General features: G+C 37.0%; 17 protein-coding genes. 1 reads left to right on the top strand and 16 read right to left on the bottom strand.

The genetic code is table 11. From position 1 onward, the window contains the following. Positions 1–44 precede the first annotated feature (44 nt). Complete coding sequence (locus F1560_RS01165; RefSeq protein WP_149472850.1) at positions 45–797, bottom strand: alpha/beta fold hydrolase; 753 nt, start codon at positions 795–797, stop codon at positions 45–47. Positions 798–1,116: 319 nt separating this feature from the next. Between F1560_RS01165 and F1560_RS21980 the strand changes: the two genes are divergently transcribed. Next, on the top strand, positions 1,117–1,257 hold the full coding sequence (locus F1560_RS21980; protein WP_156988924.1) for a hypothetical protein: 141 nt from the start codon (positions 1,117–1,119) through the stop codon (positions 1,255–1,257). Between the two features lie 12 nt (positions 1,258–1,269). Here F1560_RS21980 and F1560_RS01160 read toward each other — a convergent pair whose 3' ends face one another. From F1560_RS01160 to F1560_RS01090, 15 genes are all read right to left on the bottom strand, one after another. Further along, positions 1,270–2,181: a conjugal transfer protein gene (locus F1560_RS01160; protein ID WP_095312450.1), complete on the bottom strand. Its 912-nt coding sequence runs from the start codon at positions 2,179–2,181 to the stop codon at positions 1,270–1,272. Between the two features lie 15 nt (positions 2,182–2,196). Further along, positions 2,197–3,207 (bottom strand): bifunctional lytic transglycosylase/C40 family peptidase, encoded by a 1,011-nt coding sequence (locus tag F1560_RS01155; RefSeq protein WP_187773598.1) that lies wholly within the window; start codon positions 3,205–3,207, stop codon positions 2,197–2,199. Positions 3,208–3,215: 8 nt separating this feature from the next. Then, complete coding sequence (locus F1560_RS01150; protein ID WP_420874459.1) at positions 3,216–5,441, bottom strand: CD3337/EF1877 family mobilome membrane protein; 2,226 nt, start codon at positions 5,439–5,441, stop codon at positions 3,216–3,218. After that, the gene (tcpF, locus tag F1560_RS01145) at positions 5,392–7,848 is read right to left on the bottom strand and encodes a conjugal transfer ATPase TcpF (RefSeq protein WP_088053206.1); all 2,457 of its coding nucleotides are present in this window, start codon (positions 7,846–7,848) and stop codon (positions 5,392–5,394) included. The genes F1560_RS01150 and tcpF overlap by 50 nt, the downstream gene beginning before the upstream one ends. Then, positions 7,832–8,224, bottom strand: a complete 393-nt coding sequence (locus tag F1560_RS01140) for a conjugal transfer protein (protein WP_149472848.1) — start codon at positions 8,222–8,224, stop codon at positions 7,832–7,834. The genes tcpF and F1560_RS01140 overlap by 17 nt, the downstream gene beginning before the upstream one ends. Before the next feature lie 61 nt (positions 8,225–8,285). Next, positions 8,286–8,786 carry an antirestriction protein ArdA gene (locus F1560_RS01135; protein WP_088053208.1) on the bottom strand — a complete coding sequence of 167 codons (501 nt, stop codon included), beginning with the start codon at positions 8,784–8,786 and terminating at the stop codon, positions 8,286–8,288. A gap of 168 nt (positions 8,787–8,954) precedes the next feature. Next, positions 8,955–9,176 (bottom strand): hypothetical protein, encoded by a 222-nt coding sequence (locus tag F1560_RS01130; RefSeq protein WP_010097509.1) that lies wholly within the window; start codon positions 9,174–9,176, stop codon positions 8,955–8,957. Between the two features lie 26 nt (positions 9,177–9,202). Further along, on the bottom strand, positions 9,203–10,411 hold the full coding sequence (mobT, locus tag F1560_RS01125) for a MobT family relaxase (protein WP_149472847.1): 1,209 nt from the start codon (positions 10,409–10,411) through the stop codon (positions 9,203–9,205). 229 nt (positions 10,412–10,640) lie between these two features. After that, positions 10,641–11,978, bottom strand: a complete 1,338-nt coding sequence (locus F1560_RS01120; protein WP_149472846.1) for an FtsK/SpoIIIE domain-containing protein — start codon at positions 11,976–11,978, stop codon at positions 10,641–10,643. Beyond that, complete coding sequence (locus tag F1560_RS01115) at positions 11,978–12,358, bottom strand: YdcP family protein (protein WP_149472845.1); 381 nt, start codon at positions 12,356–12,358, stop codon at positions 11,978–11,980. The genes F1560_RS01120 and F1560_RS01115 overlap by 1 nt, the downstream gene beginning before the upstream one ends. 13 nt (positions 12,359–12,371) lie before the next feature. After that, entirely contained in the window at positions 12,372–12,686 is a 315-nt protein-coding gene (locus F1560_RS01110) for a YdcP family protein (RefSeq protein WP_149472844.1), read from the bottom strand. A 107-nt stretch (positions 12,687–12,793) separates the two neighbouring features. Further along, positions 12,794–12,997, bottom strand: a complete 204-nt coding sequence (locus F1560_RS01105; protein ID WP_149472843.1) for a hypothetical protein — start codon at positions 12,995–12,997, stop codon at positions 12,794–12,796. A 78-nt stretch (positions 12,998–13,075) separates the two neighbouring features. After that, positions 13,076–14,176: a DNA cytosine methyltransferase gene (locus tag F1560_RS01100; RefSeq protein WP_246811895.1), complete on the bottom strand. Its 1,101-nt coding sequence runs from the start codon at positions 14,174–14,176 to the stop codon at positions 13,076–13,078. A 78-nt stretch (positions 14,177–14,254) separates the two neighbouring features. Continuing rightward, positions 14,255–15,358, bottom strand: a complete 1,104-nt coding sequence (locus F1560_RS01095) for a UvrD-helicase domain-containing protein (protein ID WP_149472842.1) — start codon at positions 15,356–15,358, stop codon at positions 14,255–14,257. Further along, on the bottom strand, positions 15,358–15,891 hold the full coding sequence (locus F1560_RS01090; protein ID WP_223116394.1) for an ATP-dependent endonuclease: 534 nt from the start codon (positions 15,889–15,891) through the stop codon (positions 15,358–15,360). Before F1560_RS01090 ends, F1560_RS01095 begins: the two co-directional genes overlap by 1 nt. Positions 15,892–16,100 lie beyond the last annotated feature (209 nt).

Raw genomic sequence — 16,100 nt, 5'->3', positions numbered from 1 at the left:
TTTTCCCGAACTGGAACTGATCCCTTATCTGTGTTTTCGTGATATTACCATTCTAGTAAGCTCAAAAAATGACTGATGTGGTCGGAAACGTCCTTAGGATGGGTCAAAGTGATGATGTGATTAGCGCCAGGTATACGCACAAAGTTAATATTGGGAATTTCCTTATATAATTGTGCGATTTTAAAGAGATCTTCTGAGTCCTCCTCGCCTATGATAAAAAGTGTCTTCGTTTTAATTTCTCCCAATCTTTCCATCGCTGAATTGGAGGAAACAGTTTCGAATGTTTTCCAATCAAAGGTCTTTTGAATATTATGTATCATCATTTCGCGCAATAAATCGTATGCTTTTCCGATAGAAACGCTCCAGGAAGGCTCACTTAATGTTACATTAGTCATTTTCTCGACATCTGGTGCAGCTTTAGAAACTCGGCTCTCTAATTCCGCATGTTCGGAAGAAAATTTAAACCCCGACAGGCCTGGAGCGACCAATACCAGTTGAGAAACCCTTTTCGGATAGGTCAGAGTAAAATCAGTTGCAATTTGTCCGCCTAGGGAATGTCCAACGAGAGCACCTTTCTTAATTTTAAGATGGTCCAAAAGTTTTCTAAGATCCTCAACATAATCAATGGGTTCATTCGGAATGGGTGACCTTCCTGCACCCCGGACATCAAGAGTGATTACTTTGAACGACTTTGAAAGATGTGGTGTGATGAATTCCCAGTCACGTGAATCCATAGCTCCACTATGAAGGAGTATAACCGGCTTTCCGTTTCCTTTAATTTCGTAATGAAGATCCATCTATTTCAATCTCCTTTCCCTGAAAAAAGTAGGCACTGCTCATGACTATCTTCGTTTCATTTCTAAGATTCCTTTTCATATCCCCCAAACAGTTCATAAAACCATTTATTAAACTTGTTCGGTTAAAAAGGAAGTTTAATGTACCTTACAAATGATTTAATTGTTTAAGAAGGTCCTATTTCACCACTTTATTAATGTCCATCCGCTTTAATGTTCCAATGAGTGATTTTAGAACCTAAACATCCCCCTTATTTATTTCACACACTGTGATGAAACGATAATAACACAGTGTGTGAAATAAAAGCAAGAGGTGATTTAAATGCCGAAAATAGTTGATTATGATCACAAAAGAAAAATGATTGCTGAAACAGCTTGGTTCAAAACGGGTTCTTTTAATTTAATTATGGGTCTGCGGGTTGTTTTTGATCAAACCTTTATTCTAAAAAGCTACAGTAAATAAACTTAATCATTTTTACTCGACAATCATCCAATTTGTATCTTTTTCTAACGTGATTATATATTGTGAATACTGTGTGGCTTTTGTTGCTTCGTCAATATATTTAACAGTAACCCATACTTTTATTTGGTTCTCTATTGTCTGGAATACTGGATTGACTAGCCCTGAAAATAGATAATCCTTACCAATCGGTGGTAAAGCATTATTTTTCACATAATAATCAAGTTCCTGTTCTGTTGCAGTCGGATAAAATGTAAAGAACGTCTCCAAAAACTCTGTCACTTCTTGCACAGTATCGGAATCAACTGTACCATTACTTTCAGGTTGTTGTGGCTCATAGTCTGATTTATTCGGTATGCTCCATAAGGTAGGGTTTTGTTTAATAACTAAGTTACCTATATTATCTTGATGTAGTATGATTCGATAGGTGGATCGGACCCTTTCGCTATTTTTATCTTCCGTAATTTTTTGATCTACCGAATAAACAACCGCATAGGTACTATCATTCTTTGGTGACACTGACCAGATATCAATACCACTCACACTGGAACTAGTAGGAATATCCACTCTAACAGTATCGGTATTTAAAGCTTGTAATTCCTCTGTCAAATAGTGACTGATCTTTTCCGCTCGTTGTTCAATGGAATCTTTTTCGTTTTGCCAAGTGTAGTAGTCTTTCACAAAGTTTTTTGTAAAGCTCTCAATCGCATTGGTATCCATGATCTTGGTTTCAATGATTTCTCTTTCATGAACGGTATGTTGATCAATTGCTGTAAAGTTTTTATAGATCCCAAAGGCTAGGCTACCAATAAGTAATATCCATAAAAGAGTTACTGTTTTTTTACGTGTACCGACAGTCCGTACTTTCATTTTTCTGGATTTTGCTTCGGTCGTTTGTTTTTCTTTTCTTTGAAAAAATCTTCTCATCTGATTCAAACCTTTCTATTGTTTAATACGTCCAGCTCCAATTAAGTGCTTTTGCCAGTAGGCAGTAGTTAAATTTGCATAACCGATTGGATCTCCAGCATTATACATTTGGTTGTTCCCAACATAGATCCCAACGTGAGTGACATAGGTTCCTGCATTATATGTGGAATGAAAGAATACTAAATCACCAGGTTTTGCTTCAGACAAGGGTATATGCTCGGTCACGTCATACTGTTCCTGCGCTGTTCGGGGCAAGTTAATACCTGCCTTTCGATAACTCCATTGTGTTAATCCGCTACAATCAAAAGAAGTATTTGGATTATCTCCCCCAAAAACATAAGGAAACCCTTCATACTTTAAAGCTTCATTCATCACGATCTGAACCATTTCATCATCGAAGTGAGGCGATATAAAATATTGACTGACTAAATCGACATAAAACATATTGCCATAACGGTAACGCCAACCACCATTTTTCTTTTTGGCTATTGGATTTGAATAAGTGACTCTGCTACCGCCTGAACGTTCTTTCGCAAAACTTTCGGCTAGTCCAAAACTATATTGTGTGTCTCTTTTTGCAACGTAATCAATAAAAGCACCGCCATAGTTATATGCTTGAATGACTGTATTCTCATCGACACCGCTTGCTTTTGCGGAACGTAATAAATCCGCAAAGTATTTTGTCCCTTGTTGAATCGATGCTTCGGTATCCAATGTGTTTGGTGGTAATCCCAATGATTCACTACTTTGCATCACATCTTTTAACTTGCCGCCGCTTTCTACTTCAATAATGGCAAGTAGAGTAGAAACATACTCAAGAATGCCATATTCTTTCGCATATTTTTCTACCATTGCTTGATGTTTTAGCACATCCGCAGAAACAGATATACCGCCTATCTCATCAATGGAGTCATCACTATCTAATGAGTGTTCTTCATTCGATATAAAAATCGCTACAAAGGCCAATAATCCTAAAAAGGCAAGAAAGCCTAATCCCAAAGCAATGAACATGATCTTTAATTTCATGACTTTCATTAGCGTTTCCTCCTAGTTGCATGGATTGGACGCTTAGTGATTTGTTTCTGGTTTGTACGTTTCAACGGTTTAGAAGGACGCTCGATGATTGTCCGACTATTTTTTGATCGAGAACGTTCTTCATTGGGAGATCGGTTTTCTTTTTTTACAGGTTGTTTGGGATTATCTGTAAAATACTCTTTTCTGTCTGGACTCGATAACTGTCGTTGTAATTTGAATTGCTTCATATGCTCGCTTTTTGCGACAGGTCTTATCTTTTCTTTTTGTTGAACAGTTGGGTTCTTTAATCTGTCTTGATGTGCTGATTCATTGACATCATGCGTGACTGGTCGTTCATGACTGGCAGTCTTTCGAGAAGGGGTACGTTTTTTATCCAATGCTTGCCGCCTATCCGCAATGGTTTGACGATGTTTTGCTTGACGGTCTGCATCTGTTTTTTGTCTCTTTTCCTTTGCTTGCTTCATGCCTTCTTTAAAATCACGGGCGGGTTTTGTAAGCTGTTCTTTTCCTTGCATCACCGCAAATTGGGTAGTAGTAGGTAAATCATGCAGTTGTTCTTTGCGGTGATCTATATTCGCACGGAACTGATTTTTCGCACCAACGATTTTCCCTGTGACTTGACCCATTTTCTGACTTAAAGATGTTGGTTTCGTACGATCAGTTGGACGTTCTTTGTTATTTTTTGTAGTCGATGTTAACCGTTGCAATGGGCGTAGGGGAGAGGATGAACCTTTTGTTTGTTTTGATTTCCCGACTATTGCCCCGACCGTTGCTCCAGCTGTTGCCCCCGCAAGAGTACGCCCAATCGTACGTTGTAATCGACGGTTGCCTCGATTGAATATTCGATAAGGACGACGCATGACTTTACGTCCGACCTGTTGGGAATCATTACTTTGCAGGTTAAACATGCTCATAATGTCACCAAGTTTCATGTAAATGCCTGCAAACGTCACAATCTGCAAAAAGGCAATCAAGAAAAATGGATAACTTGTTGTTAAGCTGTAAAGCATGGATGAAACACTAAAAGCAACGGTAATAATGAGCGTAATACCAGCCCGAAGCATAATCACATTAAATAGTTTCATAATCGCCTGTTTTCCCATGTTTTCAAAAGTCGGTATCATCGACAGTAAAAAACTGATGGGTAAAAACATCGCATAGATAATAAACAGAATTTGCGAGAAGATCATAATTCCCGATAGAAGAAACACAAAAATTGAAATCCCAATATTGAATAGAAATAAAAAGAAGACCATTCCTAAGCGAGTGGTCGTTTTCGTAATCGTTAAGTTTTTATTGTCATGGTCTTCAATTTCTGCTTTGACAGCATCTTCACGATCTTTCCCGTTATTCGTATCAGGATTGATAGAAACTAAGGTTTCGACACGTTCTTCGCCAATTGTTTCTTTATCCGAATCACCAAATTGTAATAACATCCAAGGCTGTTCCACTTGAATGGAAAAGAGGTTATTCCGTATCAGATCAACGCTGTCTTTTCCTTGACTTGTAGAGTTAGGCATCAAAATTTTAGTTCCTAAATCTAAACTTGCTTGACTAATATCTGCTGAAAAATCATTGATTTTAGCAATATATGTTGGAGCGTAAGCGATAAAAGAAGCTGACAAAATAAAAACGACTAAAAAGTTTAGGATCGCCCGAATGGCTTTCGTCGTTTCCCGTTTCATTAATCCTGTATATGCCACGTAAATCCCAATCACTAAAATGAAAAGAAGCAAAAAACCTACATAAAATCCAGAACTACTGAACCCACTTGCTGTAATTCCAGCTAATGTTTGCATGTTTTTCCCGATAGCGTCTGCTGTTTGGGAAATGAAGTCGAGAGAATAAGCTTGTTGGATTAAGTAGCCTGTCGCATTTGATAAATACAGGCTAATAATCCAAATGAAATTCGTGATTGTGTATAGCCCATACATCACTTGTTTTCCAATGCCATCATTCCAATTCCATGGCAGCCAATCCCAACCTGTGTCTACGTAAAAATCGAGTTGGTAATGATCAAGCGGATATTTAGAATACAGATTGTCTTCCGATATCGTATCATCAACCAACCCAGCAGCTTGGGCAAATGTTCCAAGTAAAAGAAGGCATAGAAAAACGGTAGTACCAATAAGTACCACCGTTAAGACAATCTTTTTCCATTTTTGTTTGTTCAAATTAATCGCCACCTTTCTTCTCCTGTGAAGGTGGACGCGTGTCAAAAGCATAAAATAAATCTTCAAAGACAGGGTGGACTTGAATAATCCCCACACGTCCATACAAATCTTGAATTAAACATTGACCGTTCTCCAGTTCCCGAAGTTTCCTTTGATTCCCTTCATCTTCTTTATCTACTCCAAAAAATTCAAGTGTCTTTTTTATTTCATTTATATCCCTAGAGCGAAAAGCAAACTTCACACCAATGTTATTTTTTAGTTTTTCATCGGTTAGATCAGCCGCATTTTGCGTGACGAAGTACACACCCGCATTCATCGCACGCCCCGCTCGCACTAGTTTGTTAGATAATGTCTTTCCTTGTGCTACTTGCAAGAATGACCAAGCTTCGTCTAAATCTACAATTTTGAATACACTGCGATCCGAATGGATAAAATCTAATGCAAATGTAGAAATGACAATGAGCATAGCGACACTAAGTAACTCCATCGTCGTATACTCTTCAAAATTTGTTTCTGCATCTGGTAATACTAAGTCTGCCACTTGGATGATATTTAATTGTTTTTCTAAGCTAATCGAGTTTTTCACTGTTCCATCTGAAAACAGAAGGTGGGCGAAGTCATAATCCGTAAAACTTTCGATATGGTCAGCAATAGGGCCTGCTAAAGGATTGGGATCACTTCTTAGTTCATGGATCACAAGAAGTAAACCACGTTCTTCCTGTTGGCCGACGGCTCGAATCGCTCGTCGTAATACCGGGAATTTATCTCCATCTCGACTCGATATACCCGTGAGAAAGGTAAGAATATCAATCGCAAGACTTTCCGAATCCTTTTTCTTTTTCATAATGACAAAAGGATCAAGTAGTCCTTTATTGCTTTCCTCACTCGTTAAATTGACAATATTTATTTCATGAGCAATTTCGGGCAATGTTTCTTTCCATTTTCCTCGTTCCGCTTTTGGGTCAACAATGAGAGCTTGACCACCAAAAAGAACCGCATAATAGACAAGCAGGTTATTACTAAAGGATTTCCCACCACCGAGTGAACCTAAGAATGCAGATGCTAACGCATTGGTGACAGAACCTTTTACGCCTTGACTGGCTAGGCTTGGATTGAGATAGACATTTCTTCCCGTATCTAAGTTGTAACCAAAATAAATCCCTTCCGTTTCTCCCAACATTTGTGTTGCCCCAAATCCAAGTCCTGCAAGAAAATCAGACGTAACATATTGAATGTAATCATTCATATAACGCTTACTAGCTGGGATAAATTCACTGTGTAAGCCCAACATATCCCCAAATGGACGAACGAGTTTCACGTTTAAATCGTCATAAAAATCTTTCACCTCATTACAACGCTGTTTAAGTTCGTCTAAATTAGGGGCAGAAACTCGGATCACATAACTTAACTTATACATCGATTCCTTCGTTTGGTCGAGAACGTCTTCTAATTCGTTCACCTGTTCCAATGCGTCGATAACATTACTGCCTGTTTCGTTATCGGATTCCCAGGCATGATTATCCAAGTCTTTGAGTTCTTTTTTCTTATTTCGTACGGTAGACAAGGCTTTTTTGTTGGTGACTATTTCTACATTCATGGACGTATCGATTGGGAAATCGAATTGTTGTTGTTGATAATAAAAGATTTCATCGGATGGAAATTCAAGATCACCGACAATCGAGTTGATGGTAAAATAAGAAACATAAGTCGTCTGTTCTTCCTGTTCGATTTTTAAATAACGTTGGTTTTCCTTGATCAAACAACGAGTCGGTTTAATCAGATCATAACGCTTCACTAAAGTTTCCTTTTTTAATTTCTTTAGAGGGAGGGCATAGTCATATTCGTCATAAGCAATTCCTGTTTGTTCATGAAGATGTTCAATCAGATAGCCAAAGTCATTTTTATCTAGAGGGCGTACTTTAAAACGCCTAGATATTTTGTTTTGTAATAAAGATTCCATTTTAGAGAAACGTCTGATTTCTTCATGAGGCATGGAAACAAAATCTCCCATCAGGTGATGGTTTACATCACGGACAAATGAAGAAAGTGAATTTTTGATGTTTTTCCCCATTGCTTTCATACTGACTTCTTCTTCATTCAGCAATAGTTTAAACCCGATAAAAAAACGATAGTCTACTTGATGTTCACCAATCATGGAAACAAGGGCTTCCGTTTGGTCATCAATACGCTCATAAGCAACTTCTTTTAATCGTCCTGTCACTAACTCTTTACTTCGTTCCTGCACCGAACGAATACTGCTTGCGGTACTGATCTGTAAGGCATGAATTTTGCCGTCTTGATTCTGGGCAATTAATTGACGGAAGTGGTCATGTACTTGTATTTTCTCATCCTCCGATAAAAAGGAATAATTATATGGCAACAACTCATAATAGGCAAAACATTCGCCGTCATGATTGAAAACAAGATTATTTTCAAGGTATTTAATCGGATAACGCATGGACTTCACTCCTCACAGCAGTGATGGATTCATTTACCTTCACACGTTGAAGTTTGACGGGTTTTCCTGCATAAGTCACTTTAGGCCGGAACCAATATGTCAATACGGACTTGAGAAAGCTATACGGTTTCTTGCCATCAAATGTTTTCTGACTCATAAACCATGTCAAACCAACTGGAATCCCGATATATTTTAATAACGCTCCATCAATAAAAGAGAGTGGGGGAAGATTCCCAAGTAACATCACCACTAGAAGTGAAAAGACAAACCATGACATTTGATTGAATGTTACGGGAAAGGGTAAGCGAAAATCATTAATTGCATAGATGACTTTTTCTACCGACCAAATACGTGTGTAGCTCTTTAATTTTTTCAAATAGAATCAACCTTTCACACATAGAAAAAACAACCTGTCCAATAACAAGTTGCTTCTCCATCTATTGAACATATTCAAATACACCATGTGACGTCACAAGAAAGCTGCCTTCAATTTCAAGATCACGTCCAAAAGCTCTATAATCAATATAATTCTGTAAATTAGCAGGGACTTCCCCAAGTACGCCTGTTTCTTCTATCAAATATCTCGCAACATCTTCCATATTTTCACAATCAGAATAACAAATGATGTCATCCTGATGTTCCAGTAATTCTTCCAAACTATCAAACCAATAGCCTTGCACTTCTGATAGTGCATCATATAAAGGAGAGCCTTCGATTTCTTGAACCATTGCACATAACCGATTGATTTCAGAAATCGGCGTATATTCATCCACCTCAAAGGGCAACTCGAAATCATGAATTGCATATTCTTCATATTCGTCCTTTAAACCAATACGTTCTTTCACATCTTCCATATCAATGGGTGGGGTAAACCAAGCACCAACCAATTCACCCTCATTATATTTTCCGAGGTTAGCTATATAGACCTGCATTTCCATTGGTTATCACATCCTTTTTATTAAAAATAACCATAAAAAAAAGCAGCAGCTTATTATCTGCTGATACACAAATGAGGCTTGTTAATCCCTACCGCACTACCGTTTGGTCCACCATTTTTTTGCAGAACATAAGAAGACCGCTTATCTTCCACAAAAAAACGGTATAATTTAAGCCCCTATGATTCGATTAAAGAGGTTTAACAACACATCTTTCACTCCGGCCGCATTAAAGACTAATCCAACCGCAACCAAAGCAATAATTAAAAAGCCTATCAATTTGGAAAACTCCCGTTTAAAGCCTAAATAAATTCCAATCACGACAATTGCCATTAATACTAACGATTGTGCATTACTTAGAAACCAGTTGTATAAATTCTGCCCAAAATTCATTTGGATTTTCTCCCTTCATAAGTTAATCATTCGTTATCTGATGATGGTTGAATCACTTTCTCTATAGGAATGGTTTGTTGCATGAGTATTTTTTGATGGCGCTTGGATAACTCTGTCTGTTCCAACATATCCTTAATTACACTCGTTTGATTGAGTTCATCTATCTTTGTCGCTAGTTTCCAAGTTGGGGCGACTTGATGAGCTAGCCATCTGAGTGTCTTATCAAAAGTGTAAGGTTCGGGCTTTGTCGTTAATGAAATTTTTCTATTCACACCCAAATCCAAAAATCGTTGCCATTCCTTATTCATTTTCCAACTACTGCGACGTTTTTCCTCGTTTTTATCGACAAAACGAATATACCGATTAATGATCGAAAAGGCAGTCCGTCCTGCGTCTTCATACATCATTAGATCGACAACCGCATGGTAAGCACGATCATTTTTCAAACGGATTTCAAAACGATTTTTCACGTCCGTATCTTCGAGTGATGTTCCATATTTCACGTATTGTTCATAATCCTTTTCATACGCACAAAAGTACACGTCACTTTTTAAAGAACCAATATATAACGTATTTCCCATTCCCATGTCAGGCTTGTCTTCACTCTGCACAAGTTCACCAGAACGATAGCTTTTAAAACTACGGAAAACAGAGATACATTCTTCATTACGACATTTGTTAGTCAGAAATGGAATATCCAATATCCCTGTTTTATCGTTTATCGCAAGATCAATTCGTTTAAAAACTCCACCAACACGAAACACTTCCATAAAAAAATCGAACCATGTTCGTTGCTGTGCTAGTAGGAAATTCTCAAATTGCCTGCATCCTTTTCCTTTAAGTTCAAGTAAACAGCCTTTGTCTTCATCAGGAGAAACCATGACCACAATATCACCAAAAACGTATTGTTCCATATAAGAGTAAAATGCAAAATCCTCATGTAACATGTATTCCATTTTAAGTTTCAAAATATCTTCAATAACTGGTTTCGGGTTTGTCGTTAAAAATCGAATTCGCACATAATCAAATAAGATTTCTAATGGAGCATCTGGGTTAAATTGTTCTAAAATATCGAACAAGGCAGCTTGTAGTGAATCGGAAGGAGTTACTTTTCCTGTTTCGATTTCACTCATATATTGTCTTGAAATCCCAATATGAACAGCCAGTTTATTTTGAGACACACCGTATTCCAGTCGTTTTTCCTTTAATTGTTGATACCAAGGTACTTGGTTCATGTGCATTCCTCCAAACTAAAAAAGATGTCAACTAAAGGTTAAAAGCTGACATCTTCTCCATATGTTCCAAACCGTTGCGCCATCAGGTGTTATTAGCTTTTGGAACAGTTTCTTATTGTTTTTCTACCCCCCTGTTAGAAATGGGGGGTTAAGGCGTGGCTATCGCCACGCAGGCTTTGCCCAGCACAGCGGCTTTCGCTTCGCACGCCGCCGCACTGGGCAGCCTTTATTACACTAATTTACCAATTTCTTTTAGAAAATCGTGGCCTTTGGGGACAAGGGGTGTATAAAATTCAGAAATGACATTATCTCCTTTATCGACATACCCCCGGCCTTTAATCTGTTTTAAGAAAAATTGTTTTTGTACGTCGCTTCCAAACATCATTCCATACCCGAGCTCACTCATACGACCTAAAGCAACCCGAAAATTAAATTGATCTCGAATGCCGTCCCCAAGGTATTTTGCGTCTGGTCGCTGACAGGCGAGGATAAGAAAGAAGCCAGCTTGTCGTCCTAACATAACAATCTGTTTTAGCTTAGTTAACACCGCTGTATTTTCCTTAGAAGCAAGCATTTCCATAAAAGCTACGTACTCGTCAAAAATTAAAAAGTGAGGAGATAGGCCTAAATAAGCATAGTTTTCTCCTGTTTTATAACCCTTCATCTGTTTCATTTCTTCACTACGAACCATCATAGCTTCATAAAATTGGTCAATACATGCCATCATGTCTTCCTTTTTATAATAGACATCTGGCATAACAGTGGCTAAATCCGCTAAATCTGCATTTTTCGGATCTAAGATATACAATTTTGCGTCTGTTTTGAGTAGGGCTTCAATCAAAGTTAAAATAAAGTACGTTTTCCCACCGCCTGTTCCACCGGCGATTAACATATGCGGCAATTTATCATATTCCCAATAGAGTGATTTCATCAGTTTTAAGCTGCCATTTTGTGCAATGACTTCCTCAATCGGAATACGGTTCACACTCATATCATAAAAAAGGATATACTCTACATAGGAATCGTGTAACTCTTTTGAAACTAATTCACAATACAGCCCACTTTCCAGTTTGTTTTCAAGATTCAACAACTGATCTTGATATTTCCCAAGTGTAATTTCCACTTGAATATGAAGTAATCCTTTTTCAAATCGGTAATATATCTTTGGAAAATGGCTGATTTTTTCCTTAGTTTTATTGGATGGAATGTCCTTAAAGAAACCCTCTTGTGTAACTTGTTTCGTTTCGTACCAGCCATTTTCCAGAATCATTTTTGCGAGCTTTTGACGATGAATGACTTGCTTTATCTTGTCATACCGATAGCGATAATAGAGATACGCACATCCAGCGGTTAAGGCAAGACTGATTAACAAGGTCACCCATCCATATGTGCTAAAAAAGTGTATTTGAAACACATCCAATTGCCACGTGGTAGAGAGTAAAAATGACAGCTGAAAAGGGATAAAGGAAACGAGCCATACACCAGTCAATCCAAAGAATATAAATTGAAAGACGAGGGAAGCATCTTTTTCTTTAATGCGTTTCCCTCGTCTCTTAAAAGTTTTCATTATTTTTCCTTATCAGGGGTAGATTTTGAAACATTACTAGTCGATGTTGCCGCTTTTCCCTTTAAGACTAAATCATCTGCTTTAATGTACCAATCAACATCTGCGCCACGGAATGTTGCATTTGCGACGGTATCTGCGACAGGGTTAATGAGTTCCACTTCTGCATTGTAATCAAATTTTTTCAAGGGAATGGAAGCAGGAATACTCACTTGAATCATGCGACCTTGTTCACGAGACTTTAAATCATACGTGCGTTCCTTGACTTCTGTTGATACCGTGCCATCTTCATTTTGAAGAAATACCTCACGACGTAATGCCGAAAATTTTAATAAACCAAACGTTTTTTCCTTATCAATGACAATACCTTGTGCTAATCTCATCTCTTTTTCCTCCTTATGCTTTGACCATGTCATCTGCATGTAAAATGTATTTTGTAAAACCTCGATCACCAATTTTATAGCCTTCTGCGGTAATTCTTGCATTGACTAATTTTACTTTTTCTTCATGTTCAAAGAACTTTTCTCCTGATTCTTGTGGGAGAACTACTTCAATATCATCTGCACGTTGAATATCGGAATACAAATTATAACTCTTGGATAGCGTGGTCATACGTCCATTAATTCGGCGTTGTTCGACTTTGCCTTCTCCTGCGTATTCTAAATTTCCAAACGTTTTTTCCATATTTGGAATGACATATTTTAATTCCATCATATAAACCTCTTTTCTTTTTTTAAGTTTTGGTTATTTATTCATATGGAAAGCAAGGACAGAAGGGAGGGGAACGAGAAAAATACATCTTCATTTGTCAATCACTCCTATGCTTCTTGTAGTCGATAATCCACACGCCCATAAATCACACACCAAAATACAACCATTGTTTCTCCATTTTTATCCCGTATCAATTTCCCATAAGGAAAAAAAGGAAAGTCTTCAATCTCAATTTCATTCATAACAAAATGGTCATCGATCCATTCCATGACCTTTTCTTCGTATATATCTTGTTCATTCAAAGACATCATGCAACTTTCCCCTTTCTATGAATCCATAAAAAAAGCACGTCAGATGAGAATAATCCAACATGCTCAAAAATTGATTTACTATAAACTTTCCGCAATACCAGCCATGATATATTCCGCACATGGCATGGCAATCGCATTTCCAATCGCTTTATATCGTGCATAATCGCTAATCGTTTCATCTTTGTGTCCTAAAGCAGTCCAACCCTCTGGTAATCCCATCAAACGTTCACATTCTAATGGGGTAAGCTGACGAATAAATCCTTCTTTTTCTTCCCCTTCATACCAGAATGAAAAATAATTTACGGAACCTGCAAGCAAAGTTGGAAAAGGGTCATCGGTCCGTCCAAAACTTCCAATGAATCCTGTTTTGTTTTTGTCTTTTGCGGCACTTCGCATGCGTCTTTCTTGAAAGGGTCGGACGATGGGTATTTTCCCCCTTGCTTTTTGAGTAGATAATCCACTTGTAATGGTGGAGGACAGCCTGCCCTTTTCGCAAGACGTAGGAAACGATTGCAAATCGCGGGCTTTAAATAGTATTTCTCTGGCACTTGTTCCTCTAAAATCTGCCACGAGGAAGATACGTCTTCTTCTTTGAGCGAGCGTGGGGATTCCCCAATATCGGGCATCCAAGAGTCGCCAACACACATCAACATCCTTCCCTCGGACCATTCCAGCGTTTGCCCATTCTCCAGAAGTAGGCATTGGAATATCGGTTTTTGTGAACGACTCCAGCACGGCTTTAAAATCCAGCCGGTTATTTGATGAAAAAGCTCCCATGACGTTTTCCCAAACAGTGATAACTGGATATGCTCCATTCGTTGCACACCTCATTTCTTCAATAATTCGGATTGCATGATAAAATAAACTAGATTGACTTCCTGCAAGACCTTCTCTTTTTCCGATATTTGATAAATTTTGACAAGGCGAACCAAAAGTAATGACATGAACAGGCGGTATTTCCCCACCATCTATTTTTGTAATATCTCCCAGATGGAGCATATGAGGGAAGTGTCGTTTTGTAATAGATACAGGTGCTTTCTCTATCTCACTTGCCCATGTTGGACTAATGCCATAGCGGGAAGCAGAGAGGGGGAAGACACCTATTCCATCAAAAAGGCTTCCTATTTTTAAATTTGTGTTATAATCCATTTTAATCATGTCATCTTTCAAATATTTCACCTCCAATTTAAAAACAAAAAACGCCATCTGTCGGTAAGTAAATACCGTCCAAATGGCGTTGCAAGTAAAAATTAATTACTATTCGTATATGGGGAGTATATCTGTTTCGATATTATTTTTACATACAATTGCAACACTATATCGTGCTCTCGTTACAGCTACATAAAATTTACACTTAATATCAAAATTATCAAACTTTTTATCATTAAATAACCAGTCTGATATCTTTTGAGTTGGATATATTAATACTCTACCACGTGTTGTACCTTTGGATTCACCAAAATTCATAACTTCATAATTTGAGTTTACTATTTTAGTTCGAGAATATCTTAATTGAGTTGGAGAATATTCTTTTAAATAACGTTCAATATCTTTTTCTCTCACAAGAAAAACCCCATCATGTCCCGTAATTTCATTATGGAGTGAATCACAGGATGGATATTCTGGGAATAGACTGTTGGCAAAATCACAGATAGTCTGGCTATTACGCCAACTGTCTCTAAGAGTTTCTGTATCGATATTAAAATCTATAGATCTACATTCATTTAATATAAAATCTTGTATTTTCCCATCAGAATATTTTTTATATTTGTCGGGAAAATGAGTGTGATATGTTACTTGTCTAGGGTCACCAGCAATTTTAATAATTGAATCAGATTGAAACAAAAGTTTTATTATCTCTAAATCGTATCCTGCCATATCTTGTACTTCATCTATAAAGATATATTTAAATAACTTAGCAATCCGTTCAATTACATAGCCATTATTTTTGTCATTACAACGAACAACAAATTTTGAGAGCTTATCAGAATATATTTGGAAATCATTTGAAAAATAATGTTTCTCAACTTCTGCCTCTTTGTAGTACACTGGGAATTTTCCGTTTCTATATCTTAATCCCGATTTTTTATTCATCAATAACAAACCGTTTATATTTTTATTTGTTAACTTTCCTTGATATGGTTTTGCGCCATGCTCTATTAAAAATGAAAACCATGTTCTAATAGTAACGTTATGTGGAATAACACCATTATTTAACTCAAAAAATTTCTTTTTTATTTCTTTTTTATTTTCTTCAGTAAAAGTAGTAATTAGGACACTTTCTTTAAGCTTTATAGCTTCTTGTACGAAAAGAGTTGTTTTTCCAGCACCAGCCGCAGCAACTAAAAGATTATTTTTCATCACAATGCCCTCATAATAAATTCTGGATAATTAATCTTATCTTGAGATGAAAATATTTTTAATGCACATTCAGTCTTATTTGATTTCATGTACTTAAGTAGAGAGTCCTCAGTTTCATATTTAGTATCGAATATGGCATTCAACTTTTCTAAACTGTTTGCACGTAATAAGGCTGGTTCTAAAGTATTATAATTAAAAGGTTTATTATCTTTTCCTATAGTTAGTGATCCAGTGTGTATTTTTTCTTCGTAGCAAATCTCGATATTTGATTTTTTGTTTTTTCCCAAGTAATTATTATATTTCCGTTTTAAGGACTCTAAGTCTCCATCATTGTCTGTAACAACTTTTACAGGTATCTCTAAACACTCAGCAATTTCTAAGAACCTTAGGAAAGATGTTCCTACGGAAATGATTTCTACTTCATCTTCAATAGGTAATTTATCATTGTTGTTGTCCCTATATGCCCTTTGAAGTACTAATTCATCAGAATCTCCCTCAACTAGAATTGCTTTCTTGCATAATATTAACCGCAAAGTGTCATATCCTGATACTTTTTCAAAAAAATCTTTGGATCTTAAATGATCAAATTTAACAGTTTTTTGTTTATTTAATAATATTAAATTATCTAAACCTAATTTATTAGAAACAAAACTGCTATGATGGATCTACGTCAATATTTAGGACACATTTAAGTTAGTTTTTTGGTTGTGCTTTGAAGCTTATTTGAATAGATATGTGAAGG

The organism is Oceanobacillus polygoni (assembly GCF_008304605.1).
Lineage (GTDB): Bacteria > Bacillota > Bacilli > Bacillales > Amphibacillaceae > Oceanobacillus > Oceanobacillus polygoni.
The sequence above is the reverse complement of the archived record's forward strand: the minus strand, read 5'-3'. Positions and strand labels throughout refer to the sequence as shown.